Consider the following 24,747-nt stretch of genomic DNA (forward strand, 5'->3'; position numbering starts at 1 on the left):
TTGTCAGAACTTGACGTAGAGCAGCGTCATGGCCTGCACGGCATCGAAACTGACCCCATCGGGCAGGAAGACGTAATTGACGTTGAATCCCAGAGTGATGTTGCGGGTGATGTTGAGGTCGAGGCCACCGGTGAGCATGGCGTTGGTCTGACCGGTGGAATAGGTGTTGGTGGCGATGCCGCCGCCCAGGTACGGAGAGACGACCGAGCGCCGGAAGAGATCGAGGGTGAGGGGGAGCTGGAAGGAGGTCTCACCGTTGTACCTGCCCTGCAGATCCCGGTTGCCGAAGATCACGCTGGGACGCAGGGAGACGGCCAGGGTCTCGTTGAGCTTGTAGCCCACCCGCCCGGTGAACACGCCGCTGTTGGGCAGGTCACTGCCGAAATTGATGCCGCCGCCGATGCCGTAGATGCCCACGTTCTCGATCGGTTTGCCCTGCCGCGGCTGGATGGCGAGCTCGGCTGGATCCCGATTCGCCGGTGGGGGCAGGTAATCCGGGGGGAGGGTCGCGGCGTCGGTGACGGGCTCCCAGCCGGCGGCGGGCGCTTCGGCTGCCACCGGCACCCAGGGGGATGGAGCGATCGGCAGCGACTGGGCGTGTCCTGGTGGAGGTCCCATGGACAGACAGACCAGTCCCACAAAAAGGAGACCCGGCTGCAGGGTGGCTAGTCTCACTGGCTGGCGACTCACTGGGGGGCCACCATCCCGCTGCCTGCGGGGGAGGGCGCCGGAGTCGGTGAGGCGGGTGCCTCGGCGGCGGCCGGGACCGGTGGGGGAGGGGTGGGGGCACTGGCCACCGGCGAGACCCTGGCGGGGCTCGGGGAGGCCTTGACGGGAATCTCAGCGGGAATGGGCTGCAGGTTCACCACCGCCGGGGTGACCGAGCCGGGGGCGGGAGCCTGCTGCCGGCTCGACCATTCCTTGATGTCCTCGATCACCCCGGGATCATCGGGGTGGCTGAGCACATCCACCGTTCCATCCGACTGCAGGGCCAGGGGGACCTGGGTGGGCTTGCTGACCCGGGTGGAGGGCACGTAGATGACGCGGCCCTGCTGCAGCTTGGCGGACTGCTGCGGTTTGGCCGATGGGGTGGGGGCCGCCGCCGGCAGGGTGCGGATGGCCTGGCGCATGGGTTCCCGCAGGTCCTTCGGCAGGGGAGCCAGGGGATCCCCACTGTTGGCCCAGCGTGCCCGTTCGGCCCGCGCCATGGGCGGCATCATCGGGGACCCCAGGTCCTGGATGGTGAGAACGCCGCCGAGGAGCTCGGAGCGTGAGAAGTTGCGTTGCAGGAGGTCGTGACCTCTGCCTGCGGCAGGGGTGCCCAGTTCCGGACCCTCGATCCGGAAAGGGACCTTGCGGGCGGCCGCCGGCTCGGGGCTCCGCAGGGAAAGCTCCGACGGGCGGGCTGGGCGGGGCCGGGCCCGGGAGGAGTTGGAGGGGCCGCTCAGGTCCAGACTGCGGGTGAGCGGGGCATCGAGCAGGGACCCGATCTTTTCCGAGGCCGAGCTGAGCACATGGCCGGTGGTGGTGCGCAGCTCATCCAGTGGGGAGGGCGCCGATGGTCCCGGCGACTCCGGCAGGGGGTCGGCAAGGGAGGCGGTGGCCTCGTCGGTTCCCTTCGGATCGGCAGGCTGGTGAGGGGTCAAGTCCTTGACCCTGGCCTGCCAGCGGTCGTGGGCATCGATGGCCAGCAGGGGAAGCCAGATCGACTGGCTCAGAAGGGCCCAGGCCATGGCCTTGGGGCTGATGGTTGGTTCGCGATACATGGTTGGGCCCTGTCAGCGGAAGTTGTTGTTGTTGTTGTTGCCGTTGAACGTGTCCCTGAAGAAATAATAGGAGCTGGCGGCCTGACTGAGGGGAACGATCACCTGATTGATGACGTCGAGGGCTTCGGCGTAGAAGGAGCGATTGACGATGATCGTGTCCCTGTCTCTCAGGGGAGGATTCAGACCTTTGGAGATGCCCGCCAAACCGTCCTTGTAACTGAACACCTCCCGGGTGGTGGTGCCGTTGCGGTTGAGCCTGACGAGTTCGATGTTGTTCTTGTTCGCCCGCCAGTTCTCCGCTCCTCCTGCCCGGAAGATGGCTTCGGCGAGGGGGGTGTTGGCCGGCAGGCTCAGGGTGCCAGGGGCCCTTACCTCCCCGATCACCGACACGCTGATGGTGGCTGGGGCCAGGTTGGTCGCCCCGATCTGAAGCACCTCTTCGGGGATCAGCTCCTCGGTGCGGGCGATCACCAGGGTGTCCCCATCGAATAGGATCGGATTCTGGCGCTGGTTGCCCACCATGAACACCTGGGCCAGGTCGAGCACGGTCTGCTTCTGGCTTCCGTCCGGACCGGCGAGCCGCCGCAGCAGCACCTTGCGGATGTCGGCATTGAGGGTGACCCCGCCGGCGGTCTGGATGGCGGAGACGGGTGTGGAGTAGGAGGGAAGCGGGTAGAGGCCGGGACGCCCCACCTCCCCGATGATGGTGACCTGGACGGGTCTGGGGCTGGTCAGGCTGAGGATGAGTTCGGGCCTCACCAGCTGCTTCGAATACAGGGAAGTGAGCCAGCGGGTCGCTTGTCCGATGGTCAGGCCCGTGAGCTGGACAGAGCCCAGCAGGGAAAGGGTGGAGGTGCCGTCGGGAAGAATCACGATCCCGCCGCCGATCGAGGCCGCCGAGGGGTCGGTGAAGGTGAGCTGGAGCCCGTCGCCTGGGCCGAGCACGTAGAGGTCGTTGTAGACCTCGGTGATGGAGAGGGGCAGCGGCGCAGCGGACCGTGGAGCGGCCTGGGCAACGGTGGATCGGAATGCCGCTGGGGAGGGCTGGTTTTGTGGGGAGATCGGCTGGGGCACCGCGGCCCTGAGGCCGCTCGGGCTGAACATCAGGCCCGAAAGACCGACAACCCCAGCGGCGGACAACCGGCGCCTAACGGAACGCTTGAGAAAGCGCTTGCACACCGCTTGGCGTACGGATGTTCTGAAAAGAGAGGCCACCGACGGTCATTAATCGGATCACCACCATAGACGTGGCAGTCAAGAGGCTTTTTGCCAGGTTGCCATTATCATCAGTTCAACTTTCCCCCGCAGCTCATAGCGTGACCACGACGGGTGCTCCTCCTGAAGCCTTTCCGGGTGGTCTTCCGCCAACGGGGTCTTTCCCGTCGTCCGCTGCCGGCGGACGTCATGCTTCTCAGTATTCCGACCAACCGCTTCAGAGCCCCCTCAATCCCACCGCCGACGGCCAGGGCGGCTCAGGTGGTCTCGGCGGTCTGGTGCGGACCGTCAAGCGGCGTCAGTCCATCTTCCTGCTCACCTTCGCCGTGGTGACCGGCGCGCTCGCCGTCAACACCCTGCGCCAGCGGATCTTTTCCCCGGTGTACCAGGGGGGGTTCCAGATGCAGATCAGCAACCCCTTCGAAGACAAGACCGGAAGCGGCGGCGGCGGCGGTGGATCGGTTGAGAGCGTCGCCCGCAGCCAGGTCAGGAACGACGTGCCCAGCCTGATCGTGCTGATGCGCAGTCCCCTGCTGCTCGGGCCGGTGGCTCAGCGCCAGGGCATCCCGCTCGGGGCCCTCGCCGGGAGCCTCTCGATCAACCCTGAATCGGCTGCGGTGGAGAACGTTCTCAACGTCTCCCTCCGCTGGCCCGATCCCGCCAAGGGCAAGGCGATCCTGAGGCAGCTCGCCAAGGATTACACCGCCTTCTCCCTCACCCAGCGCCAGGCGGCCGTCAATTCGGGCGTCCGTTTCCTGGATCAGCAGGCACCGGCGATCGAGGCCAGGGCGCAGAAGCTCTCCCAGGAGATGCTGCGTTTCCGCGAGCGCAACAATTTCGTCGATCCGGTCACGGCGGCCGGCCAGATCCTCGGGGCCCGCGAGGGCCTGGTCAGTCAGCTTCGCGTCCTTCAGAACGATCAGGTCCAGTTGGACAGCCAGCTGAAGTCGATTCAGACCGGCAAGCTGCAGTTCACCCCCAGCGGAGCCCCATCGGCCCTGGAACAGCTTGGCCGCAACACCGTTCTGGTGCCTGGTCGCGGTGGCACCGCTGCCGATGCCGCTGCGGCCAAGGGAACCCCCACCCCCCTCGATCTGCTGAACCAGTTCGAGCAGGAACTGGCCACCGCCAAGGGCACCTACAAGGAGAATTCCCCCATCGTTCAGTCGCTGCTGGCCCGCCGCAATCAGCTGCTGCCCGTGGTGCAACGCCAGGCCGCCGACGCTGTCAGGGCTCGATTGCTGTCCAATCTGGCCCAGCAGGATGAGATCAATCGTCAGATTCTGCTTCTCACCGAAAACTTCCGGAACAATCCCCAGAAGATGTCGGAGTTCGAGAACATCAACCAACGACTCTCCATCGCGCGCGAGCAGTATTCCTCCTACATCCAGGCCAGGGAGCGTTACCGGCTTGAGATGGCCCGCTCGATCACCCCCTGGGAAGTGATCGGTCCCCCGGATTTCGGCGAAAGCCCCGTGGAACCCAACATCCAGCGCAACCTGCTGAGGGCCATCATGATCGGCCTGCTGGCCGGGCTTGGTGCCGCGATCCTGCGGGAGCGAACCGACAATGTCTTCCATACGCCGATGGAAGTGGAGAAGGAACTCCAGTTGCCTGTTCTCGGCCTGATTCCCTATCTGCCTCTGGAGCCCGGTGTCGACATCGCCACCAGCATCTCCAAGATGTCGTCGAGCGAACGGTTCGCCATCAAGGAATCCCTGCGGAGCCTTTTCACCACCTTCCGGCTGCTGCGCGCCGACAACAACATCCGCATGGTGGGGATCACTTCCTCCACCCAGGGGGAAGGCAAATCCACCGCAGTCACCGTTTTTGCCAGCACCCTCGCCGATCTCGGCCTGAAGGTTCTGATTGTGGATTCGGACATGCGCCTGCCCATGCAGGCCCGATATCTGGGTGTGGAGCAGGGCGATGGCCTCTCCACCCTGCTCTCCGATTCCAGTCGCAACACCACGGATCTGATCCACACCATCGCCGAAAACATGGATGTGCTGCCTGCCGGTCCGAAGCCTCCCGATCCTGCAAAACTGCTGAATTCCAGCCGCTGCAAGGAAATCATGGAGGAGATCCGTGCCCTTCCCGGCTACGACATCGTCATCGTGGATGCGCCCCCCTGCCTGATGCTGGCCGACCCGATCCTGCTGGGTGAGAAGCTCGATGGCATTCTCTTCCTTGTGGGTCTGGGCAAGGTCAGCCGGGAGTTGGCGCCCCAGGCGAGCCGCCGCATCAGAGCCACCGGTGTCGATGTGCTGGGCATCATCTGCAACCAGGTGAACTTCCCGAGCCGGCTCAATGACTACGGCTATGAATATGGCTACTACTACCACTATGCCTACGCATCGGCCTCCGGTTACGCCAAGAGCGCTTCCCAGGGCCAGGGGTATGGAGGTTTCGGCAACTATGTCAAGCGCTACCGGGACAGCTATATGAAGGGCGCCCCGACCAACTCCCGTCACAACGAAGGTGAATCCGACGTCAAGACCTATTTTCAGGCTGGCGTCGACGCCCCTCCCCCGTCAGCCGACTCTGCTGCCTCGTCCGGTCCGTCCTTGTCCCCTGATCGGGGCAACGGCAGTTACCTTCCCCGCTCTGAGCGCAGCTCATCTGTGCGCCGGTCCGGTGGTGGTCCTCTGGCCTGGTTGCGTCGCCGCTTCGGCGGCAGGAATCAGGGTTGAATGTCGGGAGAGCGGCCGACCGTTCCGCGGCCCCTCACCCTCCCCCCCATCGGCTTGTCGGCCCCGGCACCAGGGGTCCCGAAGCCCTCGCTGATCAGGCTGTCGAGCATCACCAGGTGGGGATAGATCGGCATCGCCATGGGATGGCAGCGGCGCACCCAGGCCAGGGCTTCCAGCAGGTCGATGCCCCGCAGGCGCGCCGTCAACCCCACCGCCAGCAGGGGGGAGCGCTCGCGCCCCGCCATGCAGTGGAGATAGAGGGGCGGGGCCTCCTGCAGCAGCGCCTGGGCCCGGGTGATCGCCAGGACCAGCGCCTCGGTGCGCATGGCTTCCTGTTCCCGATGGTCGGGAAGGCTGATGCGGTCGCTCCTCCAGCCCTCCGGGAGGTTGATTCCCTGCTCCTCTTCCGGATAGCAGCAGCTGAACCGGCTGCTGAAGCCTGCTTCCTCCAGTTGGAGCCAGTGGCTGTCGCTGCGTGGCAGGGGACCGATGGCCAGCTGGTTCGTCAGCACCCAGCTGAAGGACAGGGACCCGGCAGCCATCCCAGCTGGGGGGAGACGGGGCCGGGGTTGCAGCAACCGCAGCAGGGCACCGATCACCAACGGACCCCAGCAGGTACCGCCATGGCCGCGCAGGCTTCATGGGGGAGACGCGAGGAAGCCGTCATTTGCATGGGAAGGAAGGCGAGGCCGGGGGGAGCGGGAGAGGCCGAGGCTGGTTCGGTGATGGAGGTGCCGACCTAATCAGGTGTTCGCAGCACGGGCTCCACCGTGCTCAGAACCTGTTCCCAGGTTTCCGGTGACGGCGGTGTGCCCCTGGCTCCCCGCAGGCTGATGAGGGTGCAGCCGTAATCCCGGTTGGGCTGCAGGCCGGCGATCCGCTCCAGGCCGGCAACCCAGCCGCTGGCCAGCCGATCGGTGAAGGGCCCCAGCTCTTCCCAGGTCACGCCGTAGCCATCGACCAGACCCCTGCCACGCACCAGACAGGTCTGGAGGGCGGCGTCCTTCTGGATCCGTCCTGCGGCACTGGGGGTCGGTGTCCTGATCTCGCGTCGCTGCTCGAGGCTGAGGCTGGGCTGATCCCGGCCGATGAAGGCGGCCTGCAGATTCAGGCGCTGCCGCACGGAACCTGCCATCAGGGTGAGCGTCAGGCCCCTGGTCAGAGGGAACACCACCGGCGCCGAGGTGGAGAGTTCGAAGCCACGGCTGGCAGGCCAGGCAGGAACGGCGGACGGGGGATCGTCCGGCGCGAGGAGGCCTTCCCGCCTGAGGGCCGCCTCCAGGGGCTGACGCGGCAGCGGCGACGGAGCCGATGGCCAGCGGGGGAGGACGATGGCCTGGGCCGCCAGCAGGGCGGCGATGGCGGCCACGGTGCCGTACCAGCGGACCAGCAGAGGGGCGCCGATCATGGCCGCTCCTCCCGCCCGGTTGGCGATGGCAGGGGGGGCAGTTCCCTTTCCAGCAACCGCATGTAGGCCATGCCGAACAACAGGACCGCCACCCCGGAAAAGACCAGGGATCCGGTGCTCTCGTGGAAGAAATCGAACAACCAGCTCCCTTTCGAGTGGCCGTAGCCGGCACAGAGGGCGAGCAGGGCAATGCGGAACGTGTTGCAGATCAGCCCGATCAGGGGCGCGATGAGCAGCACCAGGCAGCGGCTGGTCCAGGACCGGATCGGGAAGGCCAGAAGAAAGATCACTCCCACACAGAGGATCTGGGCCATCATGTCCAGCCCGTTACAGGGACCGAGCACCTGAACCCCGCCGCCGGGGAGAAGCACATTTCTGGCATTGACCACCACGTCGAGACCGAGCACACTCAGCCAGACCCCCGACAATCGGGCGGTGACCAGACTGATTGGAGCCTCCGGCAAGGCACGCATCAGCAGGGCGAAGGCCGGCAGGGACATCAGGCAGAGAAAGGGATCGCGGAAGCGTCCCAGGCCGCCGGGCTTCTCCCCCATCAGGCCCAGGGCCAGGCCGCCGATCGGTGCGAGGGCGAACAGCAGGCCGTCCCAGTGCAGGATCAGGGCGGAGCGGGTCAGGACCCACAGCAGCAGCAGACTCCCCACGACCAGCCCAGGGCCGGAGGGCTGCGGCCTCAGGTCTTCGAACTGATCCTCCATGCAGATCACCGCGCCTCCCCACACCAGCAGGGCGAAGACGGTGGTGTGCTCCGTCTGGCTGCTCTGAAAGACGGCGATGTTCTGGATCGCCACCGCCGCGGCCAGGGCCAGCCAGAGATTTCGGGGCGTGGCCGGGGGAATGGCGGGGACGGCATCCCTCCAGGCCTGGGGAATTCTCTGCAGCAGTCCGCTGGAGAGGCGATGGACGAGATGATTCATCGGATCAGGGCATCGACCAGGGGCGTGGCCGGGTGACCGTCGCCCGGATCGTATTCGGGTACGAGACGTCGCAGCAGCTGACCGGCTCCTTCCTCGTCCCAGCTGGCGAGGGCGTCGTGCAGCTGGTGGATCAGGGGGGCCAGCTGATCGCTGTGCCGGTGCGGCTCCGTGGCTCGCCGGATCAGGGGGTGGCGTGTCGGCTGATCCTGGGGACTGATCAGCAGCTCCTCGTAGAGCTTTTCCCCGGGCCTCAGACCGGAGTAATGGATCGCGATGTCGCCCTCGCTGTTGTGCTCGTCACGGACCCGGAGACCGGAGAGCTCGATCATCTGCCGGGCAAGGTCGGCGATGCGGACCGGTTCGCCCATGTCCAGCAGGAAGAGGTCGCCGCCGATGGCCATCCCGGTCGACTGCAGCACCAGTTGAACGGCCTCCGGGATGGTCATGAAGTAGCGGGTGATCGCGGGGTGGGTGACGGTGACGGGGCCACCCTCGGAGATCTGCTGGTGAAAGAGCGGGATCACGGATCCCGAGGAGCCCAGCACGTTGCCGAACCGCACCATGGACAGGATCGGTCCGCCGGGCTCGACGTCATCGGCGGCGGCCTGGATCAGCAGCTCGCAGATGCGTTTGCTGGCTCCCATCACATTGGTGGGCCGCACGGCCTTGTCGGTGGAGATCAGGGTCAGCCGCTCCACCCCGGAGCCGCGGGTGGCCGCGATCACCGCTTCGGTCGCCCGGATGTTGTTGGCGATGCCGGCGCAGAGGTTGGCTTCCACCAGGGGAACGTGCTTGTAGGCGGCGGCATGGAAGATCGTGGCCACTCCATGGTGGAGGCACAGCCTGGTGAGGCGATCGGCGTCGCAGGCGTCGCCCAGCACCGCATGCAGTTCGGTGCCGGCGGGGCGGGAACGCAGTTCCCGTTCGATGGCGTAGAGGGCGAATTCGTTGCGCTCCACCATCAGCAGTCGGCTGGCACCGAGGGTGACGATCTGACGACAGAGTTCGCTGCCGATCGAGCCCCCGGCGCCGGTGACCAGCACCACCTTGGCCTCAACCCCGGCCTTCAGCAGCAGCGGATCCGGGTTGGAGGGTTCCCGGCCCAGCAGGTCCTCGATGGCCACCGGCTGGAGGTCGGAGACGATGCGCTGACCACTGGCCATCTGGGCCAGGGAGGGAATCGACAGCACCTCCAGGCCCAGACGGGTGAGCTGGTCGACCAGCAGCCGCTTCCGGTGTCGGGAGATGGTGGGCATGGCCAGCAGGACCCTGCGTACCCGGTGCCGTTCGATCAGCCGGGGCAGCCTCAGGGGTGTGTCGATGGCGAGGTTCTGGAGGGTGCGCCCCTGGAGGTTCTCGTCGTCGTCCAGGAATCCGACGACGCGGAAGCGGGGGTCGTTGCGCAGGGCCAGCAGCAGACCCATGCCGGAGGACCCGGCGCCGTAGATCACGGTGCCATCGCCCTTGGCGATGCCGCGGCCGTGGTTCTCGCGCTGATCCAGATGATGGATCAGGACATCCCGCAGCACGATGCGGCTGGCGATGGCCCCACCGGTGAACAGCAGCCAGTAGAGGATCCAGAAGGAACGGGGCGGCTGGGGGCCGCCCAGCAGGGTGCTGATCAGCAGCAGGATCAGCACCATCACGCCGGCCCGGGGCACCAGCCCATAGAGCGAATGGCTGCCGGCGTAGCGGGTCAGGCCCCGATACCATCCCGAGAGCACGAGCACGGGCAGACCCGTGATCACGGCCAGGGGCAGCAGGCGGATGGTGGAGGGAAGAAAGCCCTGAAGCGTGGCGGTGTCCGGAAGCCGCAGAAAGAATGCGCCGAGATAGGCGCCCATGATCAGCAGACCGTCGAAGACGACCAGCAGCAGCCTGCGGGCCAGCAGCTGCTTGTGCACATAGCGGAGAAATGAGAGTCGAAAAATCAACCGTTCAGATCAGAGGGAAGCGAGCGATCAGGAAAGAGATGACTTAGAATTCAAGGAGAAGATGGAAAAAAGAGATGAGATTCAGTGGAGAGAACAGCTATTCATGGCTCGCAAGTGGACGTCTGGAGTAGGCGTACAACATTGGTTTCTGAGTGACATTTCTGACTGACAATATGATAGAGGAGTGATTCTTGATCCAATGTCAGGGCCTTGCCATCCTGTAAGGCCCATGTGCTGAACAACACCTCGCGACGTTGATGTTAGTGCGCCTTCAGGGGGAGAACGGCACGGCCCGGTGCCGATCCAGCCAGAGGCCCAGCGCCAGTTCCACCAGCAGCAGGGCGAGCTCCAGCGCCAGACCATGGCTGAGCAGGGCCCAGCCCAGCAGGCCGGTGGCGGTGATGTAAAGCAGGGACACCCGACCATGGGACCAGCCGGCCTGCTGCAGACGCTGGTACAGGTGCAGCCGATGGGCCTGGAAGATCGGCTGGCCGGCTCGCCAGCGACGCAGCACACACAGGCAGGCATCCCCCAGCAGCGGAAATCCCACCAGCAGCAGACCCAGGGCCCTCGCCGGAGAGGCCTGCTGCAGGACCACCCCGGCGATCACCGCCCCGAGGAACGTGCTGCCCACATCGCCCATGAACACCCTGGCCGGACTCCAGTTCCAGACCAGGAAACTCAACAGGGCCCCGATCAGGGGCAACAGGGCGAGGCCGGCAGCGGGCGCCATCTCCAGGGCCGCGACCCCGAGCAGGACCGCGGCGCAACCGGCGACGAGTCCATCGAGCCCATCGCAGAAGTTGACGAAATTGATCACTGCCGTGACGGCGACCACCGCCAGCGGCCCCAGCCACCAGGGCAGCCCCAGGGGGCTGATCGCCACCAGCAGCAGCGCCGTGACGATCTGGATCCCGTAGCGGCCCGCGGCCGGCAGATTGAGGCGGTCATCCAGCAGGCCCACCAGGGCCAGGGGCAGACAGAGCAGGGGAATCCAGGCCAGCCAGCCGCTGCCGGCCACCGGGGCGAGCACGGTGGCAGTGATCACGAAGGCCAGCCCTCCGCCCCGGGGTGTGGGCTGCCGGTGGGAGCTGCGGGCGTTGGGCTGATCCACCAGCCTCCGGCGCAGCCAGGGAAGCAGGAGCTGCAACAACAGGGCACCGCCACCGCCGCCCAGCAGCAGGACGGCCAGCCCGGCCGGCGTGGTCATGGCACCAGGGGATGCACGGGGAACGCCTCCGGGGCCCCCCCCAGGATGCTGTGCGCCGGGGTGAACCCGGCCAGGTCGGAGCCGATCCGCTGCACGGCCTCGAAGCCTTTCGGCGACAGGAGCAGCAGTGGGGTGGCCAGCAGCTGGAACAGTCGTGGCGGCAGGGCCACCAGTCGGCAGCGGCGGGCCGGATCCCCCGGCACCGTCGCACCCTGGAGGCGCTGGAGCATGGCGGCGTAGGAGAGGGTGTCATCGCCGCCCAGGGGTAACAGCACCGGCTCGGACGGGTCCGGCCCGCCGGCGCTGAGCCGGTCGGCCAGATGCAGGGCCACGGCAGCCAGCTGGCGGCAGTGGATCGGTTGCCTCAGACCCCCCCGGTCGGGCAGGGGCAGCAGGGGCAGGCGGCGCAGCAGGCTCCGCAGCTGGCTGAGGTTGCGGTCCCCGAGCGGGCCCGCCTGGCCGTAGATCAGTGTGGGCGCAAGGATCCGCAGGGGCACCCGGTGGGCGGTGCAGGTGCTCGTCAGCAGGTCCTGGGCCTGCCGCAGCCGCCGGACCAGATCCCGGTCGAAGCGATTGGCGGCGAAACGCTTGGTGATCACCGAGGAGGAGGAGCAGGCCACCACCCCCTGCAGATCGGCGAAGCTTTCCGGCTCCTGGCTGGCCCAGCGGGCCAGCCAGGGTGCGAAGGACCAGATCGGCGCAAAGCTCAGCAGCCGTCCTGCCGGCGTCTGGACGGGAACGCCGTGGTCGTCCAGATCGCAGCGCAGGAACGGCAGCGGCTCACCGTTCGCGGTGGGACAAGGGGGTGGGCGGCGTCCAGCCACGGTCAGGGGCCGATCGCCCGCCAGGCCGATCAGGGCCTGCCCGCTCGGGGTGGAGGCTCCGAAGAGGGTGATGGGAGCCGGGGCGGGGCCGGTCAGGGAAGGATCAACGGCGGTCATCGGGGTGGCAAGGCTGTCAGCGGCAGTCATTGCTGTCGAGCCGGCCGTCCCAGCCGGTGAGGCGCCAGAGGGAGGAGCGCAGCTGGTCGCGCCAGAGGCGCAGTTGGGATTCGGGCCGCAGATCGCCCGTGTCGGCATCGAATCCGTCCACCTGCCAGCCGCTGCCGGCATAGATGATCCGGGCGATGGCCAGGGTGCGGGCCATGTGGGTCTCGGCGGTCACGATCGTGAGGCGCCCGGGTCTCGGCCAGGTTTCCAGCCGACGGGCCAGGGCTGTCACCTGCCCGACCGTGTCGCAGCCGGGCAGCAGCCGGATCAGCTTTGAGGTGTCCTGGGGCCACAGGCCACGATTCAGCAGGTGCTGGCGGGTGATGGCCTGATACTCGGCGTTGCCCTGGAACACCAGGATGGAGCCCGGGTACTGCTGCCAGAGCAGCAGGGCTGAATGGCCTCGCCAGGGATCGTCGACCAGCGCCGAAATCACCCAGGGTCCGGTGCTGGCCCCCGTAGAGGCCGGGTCCGGTGCGGCAGGGGACGGAGGTGCCGCAGAGGGCAGCAGGGGTGCGAAGAACCAGCCGAGGCCGGCGATCCCGGCCAGGGTCAGCAGAACAAGGCGACGGCGGGGAACGCCCCGGATCCTTCGGGACCCGGTGCCGGCGTGCGACGGCGTCAGCCGTCGCACCCGGACGCGATTGCGATCTGGCGTCTCCCGCCCCTCTGTCGCGTCCGGCCTGTCCTGTGGCGGCAAGGGCACCGGAGCGGTCGGACGGGGCATCAGCTTATCGGCCCTCGGTGGCCGGCCCTTGGGGCGTACCGGACGGGCAGAAGGCGGCTCCAGAGTCGACGGACGTACCGGAGGCTGAATGGAAACCACCAGAAGAGGCCGAAGGCGCGCCAGTAGGCCAGCCGCACCTCCTCCAGCCGCCTCCGGGTCTGCTGGCCGCTGGCCCCGGCGGAGCCCATGTGAACCAGTTCCAGCGGCAGGGTCCGCGCCCTGAGGCCCGGAACGGCTCCCAGCCGCAGGAAGTAGTCGAGGTCGGCGGAGAGCCGGAAGGGTTCGGCGTAGTGATCAAGGTGCCGGCGGGCCCCCGGGCCGATCAGGGTGGCCTGGTGGGGTGGGGTGGAGCCCAGGAACAGGCCGAGGCGATAGCTCGGTTGGCCGCAGAAGCCCGTGGGGCGCCCCAGCCGGACCGCCCCATCCGGCCCCGCCCCCGCGTAACGCCCCCTGCAGACCACCAGATCCGGAGGTGTGCCCCCGGCAAGGGGCGGCCGGGTCGCGGCGATCACGTCCTCCAGCACGGTGGCGCCCGCCGCCCAGTCGTCACTCCCCCAGAACAGCAGCCAGTGATCGGCCGGCACGGCGCGAAAGCCCTGGTTCATGGCACCGAAAATGCCGGGAAGGGCAGGATCCTGGGGCTCCCAGGCGAAGCGTCTGTCGCGGTGACAGAGCGCTTCCAGCCAGGTTCGATGCTCCGGACCGCTGGGGCCATCGACGAACAGCACGCGCCAGTGGGGCCAGCTCTGGCGCTGCAGGGAGGTGACCAGGCGCGGCAGCAGGGGGTGGGAATCGAGGGTGGGAACGATCAGGGTGAGCCCGGTTCCGGGTCCGTCCGAAACCGCCCCGACCCCGGCGGCGGAGAAACTTCTCACCCCTGCCGGCGGATCAGCACGTCGCCCAGAACCAGCAGGTCCATCCGGGTGCGCAGGAAGCAGTCGAGCGCCTGGGCAGGGGTGCAGACGATGGGTTCGTTCTCATTGAAGGAGGTGTTGAGCACCATCGGCACACCGGTGCGGTCGGCGAAGGCCCGGATCAGCCGGTAGTAGCGCCCGTTGTCCGTGGCGTTCACGGTCTGGAGCCTGCCACTGCCGTCCACGTGGGTGACGGCGGGAATGCGGGACCGCTGCTCTTCACGGATCGGATACACCTGCATCATGAAGGGCACCTCTCCCTCCAGAGCGAACCATTCCCCCACCGCCTCTTCCAGCACCGAAGGCGCGAAGGGCCGGAACGATTCCCTGCGCTTGATCTTCAGGTTGAGGATGTCCTTCATGTCGGCCCGGCGCGGGTCACCGAGGATCGAGCGGTGGCCCAGGGCCCTCGGACCCCATTCCATCCGGCCCTCGAACCAGCCCACCACCAGCCCCTGAGCGATCGCCTCGGCCACCTGGCCGCAGAGCTCCCCGTCCTCCGGCCGCGCCAGGCGGCAATGGGCCTGCTCCAGGGCTGTGCGGGTGGCCTCTCCGCTGAGCAGCTCCTCGATTTCCCCGGGGGCCGGGCGGCTGCCCAGGTAGGCGTGGCGCATGGCGGCCGAGCGGGGCTGTCCCAGCCCGTGCCACACCTCCAGCGCCGCCCCCAGAGCGCCGCCGGCATCGCCGGCCGCCGCCTGCACGTAGACGTGGCGAAAAGGGGTTTCCAGAGTCACCTTGCCGTTGGCCACGGAATTGGCGCCGCAGCCGCCGGCGATGCACAGCTGGTCGCTGGGATGGCTGCGGTGCAGGGCCCGGAGCAGGTGGAAGAAGGCTTCCTCGTACATGGCCTGGGCCGAACGGGCGATGTCCATGTGGTGCTGGGCAAGGGGCTCGTCGGCTGCGCGGGCGGGGCCGAGCAGGGCTTCCAGCTCCGGGCTCCAGTGGCTGCCCACCACCGGCGCGCCATGGCTCCACTGGTGCGGCAGCCGCTGGGTGGCATGGCGGAAGTAGCGCAGGTCCAGCCGGTAGGTGCCATCGGGCTGGAGGCGCACGATGCGCCGCATGGCCTCCATCCGGGTGGGCTGGCCATAGGGGGCCAGGCCCATCACCTTGTATTCATCGCCGTAGTTCGGGAAGCCCAGGTACTGGGTGATGGCGGTGTAGAAGGCGCCCAGGGAATGGGGAAACCAGATCTGACCGTCCAGGCTCAGCTGGTTGCCCTGGCCGTGGCCCCAGGCTCCGCTGGCGAAGTCGCCGAAGCCATCCACCGAGATCACGGCGGCCTCCTCGTAGGGGGAGGCGAAGAAGGCTGAGGCCAGGTGGGCCCGGTGGTGCTCCACGAAGTGCAGCCGGGCCCGGATCTCGGCCCCTGGGAAGGCCGCAGCCAGCTGCTGGCCCAGGTCGGCCCGCTCCCGCTTGTTGCGCCAGCGGTCGATCAGGAAGCGGGGATCGGGACGGTGGCCCAGGGTGTAGGCCACCTTGCGCCAGCGGTGGGCTCCCGGCAGGGAATTGATCGCGATGTGGTCGAGTTCGTCGGGGGCCACGCCGGCATCGCTGAGGCACCAGGCCATCGCCTGCGAGGGGAAGCCCGCCCAGTGCTTGATGCGGCGGAAGCGTTCCTCCTCGGCCGCGGCGACGATCACCCCATCGCGGATCAGGGCGGCGGCGGCATCGGCGTGAAAGGCGTTGATGCCCAGGATGAGCGTCATGAAGCTGCTGAACCGGATGACGGGTGGCGGCAGGAGCCGATGGCGGCAGCGGCTCTCGGAAGGGTCTGAGGGGTCATTCTCCCGGAGTGAACCCCCGGTCGGCCCGATGGTCGGCACCATCCGGTCGACCTCGGCCTCCCTCGGCGGAAGGGCGGATCCGAAGCCCTGGCTGATGCAACCTGCGGCGGAATCCTAGGGGAACTTTCATGGACGGCTGGGTCGCCCGTGATCGCAGCTCCCGGGGGGGCCTCAGGAGCCCGGCTCCATGGGCAGGCTGAGGCCGAGGTGGGCCTCGAGCCAGTGCTGCAGCACCATCAGGCTCCAGCGGCGGTACCAGGGCGTCAGGTCGATCCCGGGCGGTGTTGATGGCAGCCGCAGGGCCAGGGGGGAGGCCGGATCGTCCAGCCAGAGCTGGAAGGGGAAGCGGAACCCCTGTTTGGGGCGGTTCAGGAACCATTCGGGCAGCTCCGGCATGCTGGCCTCCAGCAGCTGCTTGCCTCTGGCCAGCCGCAGGGCGGCGGGGATCGGCGCCAGCCGGCGCTGCAGCTGGGCGTCCACCAGGGGCAGGCGCAGTTCCAGACCGGCGGCCATGGCCATCACGTCGCTGTCCGGCAGCAGCTGGTTGCGCAGATAACGGGTTCCCTCCAGCCAGGCCACCGCTTCGCTGCCGTCCCGTTCCCCCGTTCCCCCGTCAGGGGGAGCCGCCGGACCGTCAGGCACGAGTTCCCAGTGGGCCAGCAGGCGGTGGGTCTCGGCTGGGGAGAAGAGCCCCCGGAAGCAGGCGTAGGCCTGATGGAGGGAGGCCGGGTTTTCCAGCAGTCCCGCCAGCCGCTGCTGCCGGGCCCGTCGGCCTTTCGGCAGTCGCCGCAGCAGGCCCGCGGCCAGCGGGCCGGCCGGCCCGAGGCGTCCCCGCCAGCGGCACAGCTTGGGCACCATGCGGAAGCTGGGATAGCCCCCGAACAGCTCGTCGCCGCCGAGTCCGGAGAGGGCCACCTTCAGCCCGTGCTCGCGGGCCAGCCGGGCCACGCACCAGGTGTTGTAACCATCGATGGAGGGTTGGTCCTGGCTGGCCAGGAAGCTGGGCAGCCACTGCCGGGCCTGGTCTGCCGTGAGGTTCAGAGGCGTGTGGTGGCTGCCGAAGTGGGCGGCGATCTGTGCCGCCGGTGCGGATTCGTCGAAGCCGCCCGCTCCCGTCTCCTCAAAGCCGATGGTGAAGGTGTGCAGTCCCCGGGGGGCGAGGGCGAGCAGGGAGGCGGAGTCGAGGCCGGCGCTCAGGAACAGCCCCACCGGCACGTCGCTCACCATGTGGGCGGCCACCGAATCCTCCAATGCGGCGCGGGTGAGGGCCACGGCGTCATCCGCCGACATGGTCTCCGGGATGGCGGCCCCGAGGCTCTCCGGCAGGGGCCCCCAGGGACTGATGCTGAGCCGGCCCCGGCTCCAGGTGGCGGCGTGGCCGCTGGGCAGACGCTGCACGCCCTCCGCCAGGGTGGCGGGTTCAGGCACCGAGCCGGTGGCCAGATAGCGCCCCAGGGCCCGCCGATCCAGGGTGGGAGGAGCCTCCTCGGCTGCCAGCAGGGCACGCAGCTCGGAGGCGAAGGCCAGGCTGCCGTCCGGCCCGGAACGCAGGTAGAGGGGCTTGATGCCGTGGGGATCGCGGGCCAGCAGGGCGGTGCGCTCCAGGGTGTCGAACAGGCAGAAGGCGAACATGCCCCTCAGGGCCCCCAGCCCGCCAGGACCCCGCCGGATCAACCAGGCCAGCAGCACCTCGGTGTCGCCGCTGCCCCGGAAGCCGTGCCCCTCCGCTTCCAGCTGCCGGCGCAGCTCGGCATGGTTGTAGATCTCGCCGTTGAAGACCAGCTGCCAGCGGCCGCAGGCGGAGGCCATGGGCTGGTGGCCGAGCGGGGAGAGATCCAGAATCGCCAGCCGCCGGTGCACCAGGCAGGTGTCGGCGTCCTGCCAGACACCGGCGTCATCCGGCCCCCGGTGGGCGAGACGGGGGCCGACCCGTTCGGCGAAGGTGCCCGGTGTCCTGCCCAGCTGCCCCGCGATGCCGCACATCGCCCTACGCCCCCCGGGCGGCAGGAAGGGTTCCGGCCGCTGTGAGCGCCTCCAGGTGGGCCTGGAAGGTGCGTCGGGCCGCGGTGGGGCTGGCCTGCTCCCGCACCCAGGCCAGCGCGCCGCTGGAGAGAGCCTCCCTGCGGCGACGATCCCCGCAGATCGCCGCGATCGCCGCTGCCATGGCAACGGGATCGCCGGCCACCAGCTGGCCCGTGCGTTCCTCGATCACGTAGTCCTCCGGGCCGCCGCAGCGGGTGCTGACCACCGGCACCCCGCAGGCCATGGCTTCGAGAGCGGCGATGCAAAGGCCCTCCTGATGAGAGGGGATCACAAACAGATCAAGGGTCTGCAGCACCTCCGCCAGGGGGGCGGGGGCCAGGCAGGGATGGCACCGCACCCGCTCCCCGAGACCCATGGCCTCCAGCCGTCCGCTGAGCAGATCGACGTTCTGCTCACCGGCCAGGACGAGCTGGACCGGCCGTCCGGCGGCGACGAGGCGGGCCACGGCGTCGAGCAGCAGGCTGATCTGTTTGCGGGGGTCGCCGTAGCGTCCGGCGAAGCCGATGCGCCAGGGCACCAGGCGGCCTGGGGCCGGCCGGAAGACCTCCGGGTTCACCGGCATGGGCATCACCCCGTCCATGGGCCGGCCGGCGATGGCTTCCAGGGCCGCCGCCGTGTAGGAACTCAACGCCAGGATGCGACCCCGGGGGGCCCGCAGCACCTGGCGCTCCAGCCGCTTCAGCACGGGACGGTTGAGGGCCCGGTCCAGCAGACGCCGGGGCCTCGAGAAGCCCCTGACCCGGTCGACCCGATCCGCCTCCCAGGGGGTGGCCACCCAGGCGAGGAAGGGAATCCCCAGGCGGGCGAAGGGGGTGGCACAGAGGGGATTGCCGGTGACCGACAGGTGGATGTCGCAGCTGGCCGTCAACTCCCGCCAGGCTCGCCGCGGCAGGTAGTGGGTGAATTCCAGTTCCGGCAGCCAGGCCCCCAGGCCATGGCCCTCGTGGTCTCCGTAGACCCGACGACTGATCCCGCCTGGCCGGCGGCCGCTGGCCACGGCATGCAGCGGCACCGACAGGCGCGGATGGCTGCTCCACGGCATGTACCAGGCGAAGACCGGTTCGATGTCCAGCTCCTCCAGCATCCCGGTGATGCAGCGGGTCATGGCGGGCACACCCCCATCCACCGGTTCGATGGTGCTGACCAGGGCCCGCGGCCGGATCATGGCGCCAGCCAGCCGAACAGGTCCCGGTTGTCGCGCACCCAGCGGATCAGGTGGCGCACGCCGTCGTTGACCTGGACCTGAGGGGTCCAGCCCAGCTGCGCGGCGGCCTTGCTGATGTCGCAGATGAACACCGGCTGGTCGCCGGGGCGGGACTGGCCGCTGAGGGGGGAGAGGCTGATCGCCAGCTCCTCCTCCAGGAAGCCCAGCAGGTCCCGCAGGCAGAGGGTGTTGACCGGGCCGCCGCCGATGTTGAAGGCCTGGCCGCTGATGTCCTCACGGTGGTGCCAGGCGGCCTCATAGGCCCGGGCCAGGTCGCGCACGTCGAGCACATCGCGGGTCTGCCAGCCGTCGCCGTAGAGGGTGATGGGCCGCTCCAGCAGGGCGGCGATGCTGAACCAGGCCACCCAGCCCTGGTCTTCGATGCCGAACTGGCGGGTTCCGTAGATGCACGACTGGCGGAAGGCGCAGGTGCGCAGGTCGTAGATGCGGGCGTAGTCGATCGTGTACTGGTCAGCGACCCCCTTGGAGCAGCCGTAGGGGGAGTGGAAATCCAGGGGCTGACTCTCCGGCACCCCGGCGGTGAGATCCCGGAAGCGGTAGCCGTGGGGGGTCAGCTCCACCGGCACCGTTTCCATGCCGCCGTACACCTTGTTGGTGGAGGCATAGAGCACGAAACTTTCCGGGGACTGGAGTCGCACGGCCTCCATCACATTGAAGCTGCCGGCGGCGTTGATCTCGAAATCCTCCCTGGGGTTGGTGTAGGAGGTGGTGACTGCCACCTGGGCCGCCAGGTGCAGCAGCATCGAGGGCCTTACCGAAGCCACCACCTCGGCCAGGGCGTCGGCCTGGCGAATGTCCACCCGATGGAACGTGATGCCGGGATGCTGGTCCAGCAGCCAGCGGAGATTGTCCTCGGTGCCGCGTCTGGAGAGGTTGTCAAGAATCTGCACGTCCCAGCCCAGAGAGGCGAAGTGCTGGGCGGCGTTGACGCCGATGAAACCGGCGCCGCCGGTGATCAGGATCGAAGGCATCGAGGAGAGCGAGGCGGAGAAATCGACGGGACAGGGGAATGCCGACCTGGTGACGGTCATCGGCGTTCGCCGGCCCTGAGAGGTGTGGGTAGACCTTATCGGCCGGACCTTAATCGAACCTCCCGATCCGGAGAAATCGTGTCCGGAACAGAGAAGAGAAAGGGGCTTCCGGCAGGCCACCCGCTCCTCGCACCCTCACGGGGGCGTGGAGGTGTTCCGGCTCTCGATCAGCATCAGATTGAGCAGCAGCTCCGCATACATCCGCTGCTGGGCATAGGCCCAGCCGCGCCAGCCATCCAGCAGGCCTCCTTTCCAGAACAGACAGAACAGGAGGGCGGCGAACGGAGCCAGGGGCGTGTGCTTGCGCAGCCGGTCTGCCAGGGACAGCCGGTCGGAGGGGGTGGAGCGCAGCTTGGCCGCTTCGATCGCCTGGTACCGCCCCTGGGAGGCCAGCCAGCGTTGCAGGGGCTTGCGGTCGTCGTGGAAGATCGGCTGGCGCAGGCGTTGAACCGGACCGGACAGAACGATCCGGTGCCCATGACCGTCGTTGCGATAGCGGCCCATGCCGTGGCGATAGAGGCTCACCCGGGGGGGCATCAGACCGCTGCGCAGGGGCCGGCCGGCGACGCAGTACCGGAAGGGGATGGCGAAACCCGCCACCGCCGCGCTGTCGGGCCCGGCCAGCACCGTGCGGATCTCGGCGGCGAGGGTCGGGGGAATGCGGTAGTCGGCATCGAGGCTCAGCACCCACGGTGTGGCGATCTGGTCCAGGCCGAAGTTGCACTGATCGGCGAAGCTGTCGAAGGGGCGCTGCAGCACCCGCACCGTCGGATGGCCGGAGAGGATGGCCAGGGTGCCATCACTGCTGCCGCTGTCGATCACCAGAATCGATTCCACCCAGCGCAGATGATCGAGCGTGCGGCCGATGTTGGCCTCTTCGTTATGGGTGAGGATCAGAGCCGTCAGCAGGGGACCTGAGCCGGTCGTCCGCCCGGGCTCGTTGGTCGTGCTCATGCCATCGGGCGGGAGCCTTGACCCACCAGGGCCAGGCGTTGCTGCTGCTGCCACTGGGCCCACTGCTCCTGCTGCTGGGCCAGGAGGGTGGGAATGGCCAGGAAGGAGCCCATGCAGAGGCTCATCACAATCAGCACGAAGGGGTCACCGTAGAGCTGGGCCGCCGAGTAGAAGGCGGGCACATTGGCCAGCGTGAACGAGACCAGTCCCATCAGAAGGGCGGAGGTGGGCTGGGGAAAGTGCTTGAGCAGGCGGAAGTTGCGCAGCAGGACCAGGCCAAGCAGCAGCAGGATCACGGCCAGGATGGCCATCCCAGGCACCCCCAGTTCCAGGATCAGGCGGCCGCCGCCCCCCTCGGACACGAAGCCGACGCTCTGGATGGCATCCCGGGCGGCGTTCTGGACGTTTCCCCCGGTGCTGGCCCCGGCGCCCACACCCATGCCGATGCCGTCGGACACCTGGATTGCCCGCAGGGTGGCACCGATGCCCTGGGTCTCGACCCGTTCAGCCAGATCCCCCTGGGAGGTGAGGGAGCGGTTGGCGAATTCCTGGAAGTTTTCGCCCAGATTCCCCGCCAGTACGAAGGCATAGAGGGGGTAGGCGATCCCGGCCACGCCCAGCACGCTTGTGATCACCCGTTCCTTCGAGGCGGGGCTGGCCCGGCGGCTGAACAGCAGCAGGTAGATGGCGACGAAGGCCAGGATCAGCACCTGGGCCTTGCGGCGACCGGTGAGGATCGTCAGGAAGGCGAAGCTGACCGCCAGCAGCAGCAGGCCGATCTGGCTCGACGGCTTCTGGCTGGCGATGCCCATCGTGGCGGCGATGCAGGCCGCGGCGGAGAGTTGCCAGGAGGCGATTTCACTGGTGCGCCAGAACCCTGAAGCACCCTGGGCCTCGAACCCGTACCGGAAGGTGATCACCAGGCCCTGGCCCACTTCCTTCAGGGTGGGGTGATCGACCCCCTGGAAACTGAGGAACACGCTGATGCCTGTCACCGCCGACCCGATCAGGTAGAGCGCCAGAAGGCGTTTCAGCAACGGCAGATTGCAGCCCACCTGGAAGCCGATCCACATGCCGAAAGCCGGCGCCAGGTAGAACGCGGCGCCGATGATGGTCAGGCGGATGTCGGAGAAGCGGGCGAAGCCGTTGATGGCCTGCAGGGCGATCAGGGCGAAGTAGATCGTGACCCACTCGTCGAAGCGCGGCACGGTCCAGAACATGGCCCTCAGGTTGAAGCGTCCGGTTCGCTCGTAGAGCACCACACCGCAGAGGGCGAAACCGATCAGCACCAGACCCACAAAGTAGCCGGGCTGCCCCGGGGTGATCTTGCGCAGGGGATCCTGCAGGAAGCCGATCACCAGGGTGACCATCAGGCCGGTGCCCCAGTCGCCGTCCAGCAGCACGGCGGCCAGGACGCCGAAGAGCACGATCAGCAGCAGGGTGGTCATCGGCCGGCGGAGGAGGTCAGCACCTGGCGGTAGGCGTCACGCAACTGAAGGGCGATTGTGCTCCAGGAAAAATCCGTTGCTGCCAGGTTAAGGGCGGCTGCCCGCATTGACAGGGACGGTCCCCCCAGGGCGGCGGCGAGCGTACCGGCGAGGGTTTCGGGGTTGCTGGCGCTGACGAGCCCCGCTCCGGAGCGGGCGACGTCGGCGGCAACGGCCACCTCGGGGGAGAGGATCACGGGGGTGCCCGCGGCCAGCGCCTCCACTGCGGCGATGCCGAAGTTCTCGGCCGCGGAGGGCAGCACATACCAGTCGGCCTGCTCCAGGGCCTGCCATTTCGCCGGTCCCTGGACGAAGCCCAGCCAGCGGCAGCGCCCCTCGATGCCGTTGGTCCGGGTGCGCTGCTGCAGGGCTGCCACGTAGGGGCTCTCCCCATCGCCGGCGATCGCCAGTTCCCACGACGCCTCGGGGTGCCGCCGTTGCAGCAGGGCGAGGGCGTCGAGCAGGTTCTCGAGCTGCTTTTTCGGGTGCAGCCGCGACAGGAACAGGAATCGCACCGGCCCGCCCCCGCCCCCGCCCTCTTCGGCAGGCCGCTGACCAGGAGGCTGCGGGCTGCGCACCCCCAGCGGCAGCACCAGGCTGGGGCTGCGCAGCCCCAGGGCGGCGGCCTCGTCGCGCTCGGCGGGGGTGGTGAAGTGGACGGCGGCCGCCCCCTCCAGGTTGCGCCGTTCGATCAGCCGCAGCAGCCAGCGTTTGCGGCCCCGACTCTGGGACAGGCTCCAGGGGCTGAGCTGGCCGATGCTGCGCAGCAGGTAGGGGACCCCGGCCCAGCGGGCCTGGGCCATGGCGCTGGTGGAGGGGTAGGAGAAGAGGGCATGAATGTGGAGCAGCTGGTAGCGGCGCAGGTGCCGGGCGAGCCAGAGACTCAGGCCGGGGCTGAAGGCGAACTCCCGCAGGGGGGCGATGGGGGGGCTCCAGCGGGGGAAGGCCAGCACCGGCACCCCCTGATGGCGCTGCCAGCGCCCCGTGATCAGATCAGGGTGCAGGCCCGGGCCGTGGTCATTGGTGGTGAGGATCGCCGCGTCCACCCCCTGATCCCGCAGGGCGCTGACCATGTCGATCACGGCGCGGCTGGGGCCGCCCCGCAGGGGGCTGATCGAGGGAACCACGTGCAGGACCTTCATGTCCGGGAAGGTGGAACGGGCTCCTGCCCCTCCCTCCGGGCCAGGAACCGATCGAAGGCCGACCCCCAGGCCCTGGCCACGGTGGGCGCGGCATAGGCGGCGATGGCCTCCCGGTTGTCGCCATGGCGCAGCCGGTGCTGGCCCCCATCGAGCTGCAGGGCCTCAATGGCGGCGAAGATCGCCTCGCTGTCCTCGATGTCGCAGTAGATCCCCTTCTGCAAGGTGGCCAGGAGCTTCTCCAGGGGGTTGCCTGCCGGCCCGGCCGCTAGCACCGGTGTGGCGTGGGGGAGGTACTCGAAGAACTTCGACGGCAGGTTGTCGGTGTGGCGCGGACCAATCAGAACGAGCAGGGCGTCGGCGCGTTCGGCCAGGGCATGGGAGTCAGCGTTGCTGACGGCCGGGTGGATGCCCACGCAGCGCCGCAGGCTGGGGTCGGCCTCGATCCGGTTTCGGGCTTCGGGGTAGACGTAGCCGTAGAGATCGATCCGCAGCGGACCCCGACCCTCCCGCTGCCAGCGCTGCACCGCATCCAGCAGTGGACCGAGCGGACGCCAGGGTCCCAGGTTGCCGGGGTGGAACAGGGTCAGGGTCCCGCCTTCAGCCCGCGCCGCCGGGGGGCTGAAGGCGGGGTCGAAGCAGTCCGGCAGGAAGGTGGCGGGAGTGCTCCCGAGCAGTCCCTGCTCCCGGTAGCGCCGCAGGGTGAGCGGTGAGGCGAAGACCACCCCTGCGGCGGACTCCAGCAGGGCCCGTTGCCGCTCGGGATCGGCGGGGTGGAAGGCCCCTTTCTCCCGGTGGCCGAAGGGATCGTCGTAGATGGCGATCCAGGGTTTGTCGAGCCGCCCGGCCAGCCGTCGTGCCGTCTCCAGCACCCTGAAGTCCGGACAGATCCCCGCCACCACATCGAAAGGGATCGTCGCCTCCGTGGCCAGGGCCTTCGCTTCGATCCCCTCCAGCACACGGGCCTCACCATCGTGGTGCAGCCGCCGCTCCAGCCACCGGTGCACCAGCTGGCGAAGGCTGTACCAGAGGTGCGGCGGAGAGCCCCGCCGGTGGCGGTTCTTCCGGATCGCGCAGACGCGGGAGAGGGAAACCTGCCGGCTGTAGTGGCAGTAGCGGCCATGCTCCGGCGAAGGCTCCGGGATCAGGGCGTCCAGCATGGGATCGGGGCCCACGACGTGGAATTCCCAGTCCGCTGCCCCCAGGTGGGGCAGCAGCTTGCCGTAGCGGCGGGCCTGGACACCGCCGCTGCCGGGGGGTTGCAGGGAAAGGATCAGGGCGCGGCGCATG

The 24,747-nt window shown here is 68.5% G+C and carries 20 protein-coding genes; 1 reads left to right on the top strand and 19 read right to left on the bottom strand.

The annotated features are described in order from the left end of the window. Window positions 1–3: 3 nt before the first annotated feature. From KUG41_RS03745 to KUG41_RS03755, 3 genes are all read right to left on the bottom strand, one after another. Window positions 4–618, bottom strand: a complete 615-nt coding sequence (locus KUG41_RS03745; RefSeq protein ID WP_216901230.1) for an outer membrane beta-barrel protein — start codon at window positions 616–618, stop codon at window positions 4–6. Window positions 619–686: 68 nt separating this feature from the next. Next, window positions 687–1,766 carry a hypothetical protein gene (locus KUG41_RS03750; protein WP_216901232.1) on the bottom strand — a complete coding sequence of 360 codons (1,080 nt, stop codon included), beginning with the start codon at window positions 1,764–1,766 and terminating at the stop codon, window positions 687–689. Between the two features lie 12 nt (window positions 1,767–1,778). Then, window positions 1,779–2,870 (bottom strand): polysaccharide biosynthesis/export family protein, encoded by a 1,092-nt coding sequence (locus KUG41_RS03755; RefSeq protein WP_216901234.1) that lies wholly within the window; start codon window positions 2,868–2,870, stop codon window positions 1,779–1,781. Window positions 2,871–3,259: 389 nt separating this feature from the next. Between KUG41_RS03755 and KUG41_RS16060 the strand changes: the two genes are divergently transcribed. Further along, window positions 3,260–5,674, top strand: a complete 2,415-nt coding sequence (locus KUG41_RS16060) for a polysaccharide biosynthesis tyrosine autokinase (protein ID WP_216901242.1) — start codon at window positions 3,260–3,262, stop codon at window positions 5,672–5,674. On the opposite strand, the gene KUG41_RS03765 is transcribed toward KUG41_RS16060, so the two are convergent. The 16 genes from KUG41_RS03765 to KUG41_RS03840 form a co-directional block, all read right to left on the bottom strand. Continuing rightward, window positions 5,665–6,216 (bottom strand): hypothetical protein, encoded by a 552-nt coding sequence (locus tag KUG41_RS03765; protein ID WP_216901244.1) that lies wholly within the window; start codon window positions 6,214–6,216, stop codon window positions 5,665–5,667. The two genes, KUG41_RS16060 and KUG41_RS03765, sit on opposite strands and share 10 nt — an antisense overlap. 197 nt (window positions 6,217–6,413) lie before the next feature. Beyond that, window positions 6,414–7,082, bottom strand: coding sequence for a hypothetical protein (locus KUG41_RS03770; RefSeq protein ID WP_216901246.1), 669 nt, complete (start codon window positions 7,080–7,082; stop codon window positions 6,414–6,416). Further along, complete coding sequence (locus KUG41_RS03775; RefSeq protein ID WP_216901248.1) at window positions 7,079–8,017, bottom strand: archaeosortase/exosortase family protein; 939 nt, start codon at window positions 8,015–8,017, stop codon at window positions 7,079–7,081. The genes KUG41_RS03770 and KUG41_RS03775 overlap by 4 nt, the downstream gene beginning before the upstream one ends. Then, a complete protein-coding gene (locus tag KUG41_RS03780) occupies window positions 8,014–9,951 on the bottom strand; it encodes a nucleoside-diphosphate sugar epimerase/dehydratase (protein ID WP_216901250.1) in 1,938 nt (645 codons plus the stop codon). The genes KUG41_RS03775 and KUG41_RS03780 overlap by 4 nt, the downstream gene beginning before the upstream one ends. A 271-nt stretch (window positions 9,952–10,222) precedes the next feature. Further along, window positions 10,223–11,161 (bottom strand): glycosyltransferase family 4 protein, encoded by a 939-nt coding sequence (locus KUG41_RS03785; protein WP_216901252.1) that lies wholly within the window; start codon window positions 11,159–11,161, stop codon window positions 10,223–10,225. After that, entirely contained in the window at window positions 11,158–12,102 is a 945-nt protein-coding gene (locus KUG41_RS03790) for a hypothetical protein (protein ID WP_216901254.1), read from the bottom strand. The genes KUG41_RS03785 and KUG41_RS03790 overlap by 4 nt, the downstream gene beginning before the upstream one ends. A gap of 16 nt (window positions 12,103–12,118) precedes the next feature. Continuing rightward, window positions 12,119–12,784, bottom strand: a complete 666-nt coding sequence (locus KUG41_RS03795; protein ID WP_216901256.1) for a hypothetical protein — start codon at window positions 12,782–12,784, stop codon at window positions 12,119–12,121. A gap of 92 nt (window positions 12,785–12,876) precedes the next feature. Next, window positions 12,877–13,752: a glycosyltransferase gene (locus tag KUG41_RS03800; RefSeq protein ID WP_216901258.1), complete on the bottom strand. Its 876-nt coding sequence runs from the start codon at window positions 13,750–13,752 to the stop codon at window positions 12,877–12,879. After that, the gene (locus tag KUG41_RS03805; protein WP_216901260.1) at window positions 13,749–15,500 is read right to left on the bottom strand and encodes a carbamoyltransferase C-terminal domain-containing protein; all 1,752 of its coding nucleotides are present in this window, start codon (window positions 15,498–15,500) and stop codon (window positions 13,749–13,751) included. Before KUG41_RS03805 ends, KUG41_RS03800 begins: the two co-directional genes overlap by 4 nt. A gap of 249 nt (window positions 15,501–15,749) precedes the next feature. Next, the gene (gene asnB, locus KUG41_RS03810) at window positions 15,750–17,561 is read right to left on the bottom strand and encodes an asparagine synthase (glutamine-hydrolyzing) (protein ID WP_216901261.1); all 1,812 of its coding nucleotides are present in this window, start codon (window positions 17,559–17,561) and stop codon (window positions 15,750–15,752) included. Window positions 17,562–17,565: 4 nt separating this feature from the next. Further along, entirely contained in the window at window positions 17,566–18,786 is a 1,221-nt protein-coding gene (locus KUG41_RS03815) for a glycosyltransferase family 4 protein (protein WP_216901262.1), read from the bottom strand. Further along, window positions 18,783–19,877 carry an NAD-dependent epimerase/dehydratase family protein gene (locus KUG41_RS03820; RefSeq protein ID WP_254216801.1) on the bottom strand — a complete coding sequence of 365 codons (1,095 nt, stop codon included), beginning with the start codon at window positions 19,875–19,877 and terminating at the stop codon, window positions 18,783–18,785. The genes KUG41_RS03815 and KUG41_RS03820 overlap by 4 nt, the downstream gene beginning before the upstream one ends. Window positions 19,878–20,012: 135 nt before the next feature. Continuing rightward, the gene (locus KUG41_RS03825; RefSeq protein ID WP_216901263.1) at window positions 20,013–20,831 is read right to left on the bottom strand and encodes a glycosyltransferase family 2 protein; all 819 of its coding nucleotides are present in this window, start codon (window positions 20,829–20,831) and stop codon (window positions 20,013–20,015) included. Further along, window positions 20,828–22,279, bottom strand: a complete 1,452-nt coding sequence (locus tag KUG41_RS03830) for a hypothetical protein (protein WP_216901264.1) — start codon at window positions 22,277–22,279, stop codon at window positions 20,828–20,830. The genes KUG41_RS03825 and KUG41_RS03830 overlap by 4 nt, the downstream gene beginning before the upstream one ends. Then, on the bottom strand, window positions 22,276–23,460 hold the full coding sequence (locus tag KUG41_RS03835; protein WP_216901265.1) for a glycosyltransferase: 1,185 nt from the start codon (window positions 23,458–23,460) through the stop codon (window positions 22,276–22,278). Before KUG41_RS03835 ends, KUG41_RS03830 begins: the two co-directional genes overlap by 4 nt. Then, window positions 23,457–24,746, bottom strand: a complete 1,290-nt coding sequence (locus KUG41_RS03840; RefSeq protein ID WP_216901266.1) for a hypothetical protein — start codon at window positions 24,744–24,746, stop codon at window positions 23,457–23,459. Before KUG41_RS03840 ends, KUG41_RS03835 begins: the two co-directional genes overlap by 4 nt. Window position 24,747: the final 1 nt, after the last annotated feature.

Origin of the sequence: Synechococcus sp. CCY 9618, from assembly GCF_019038415.1 — a bacterium.
Lineage (GTDB): Bacteria > Cyanobacteriota > Cyanobacteriia > PCC-6307 > Cyanobiaceae > Cyanobium.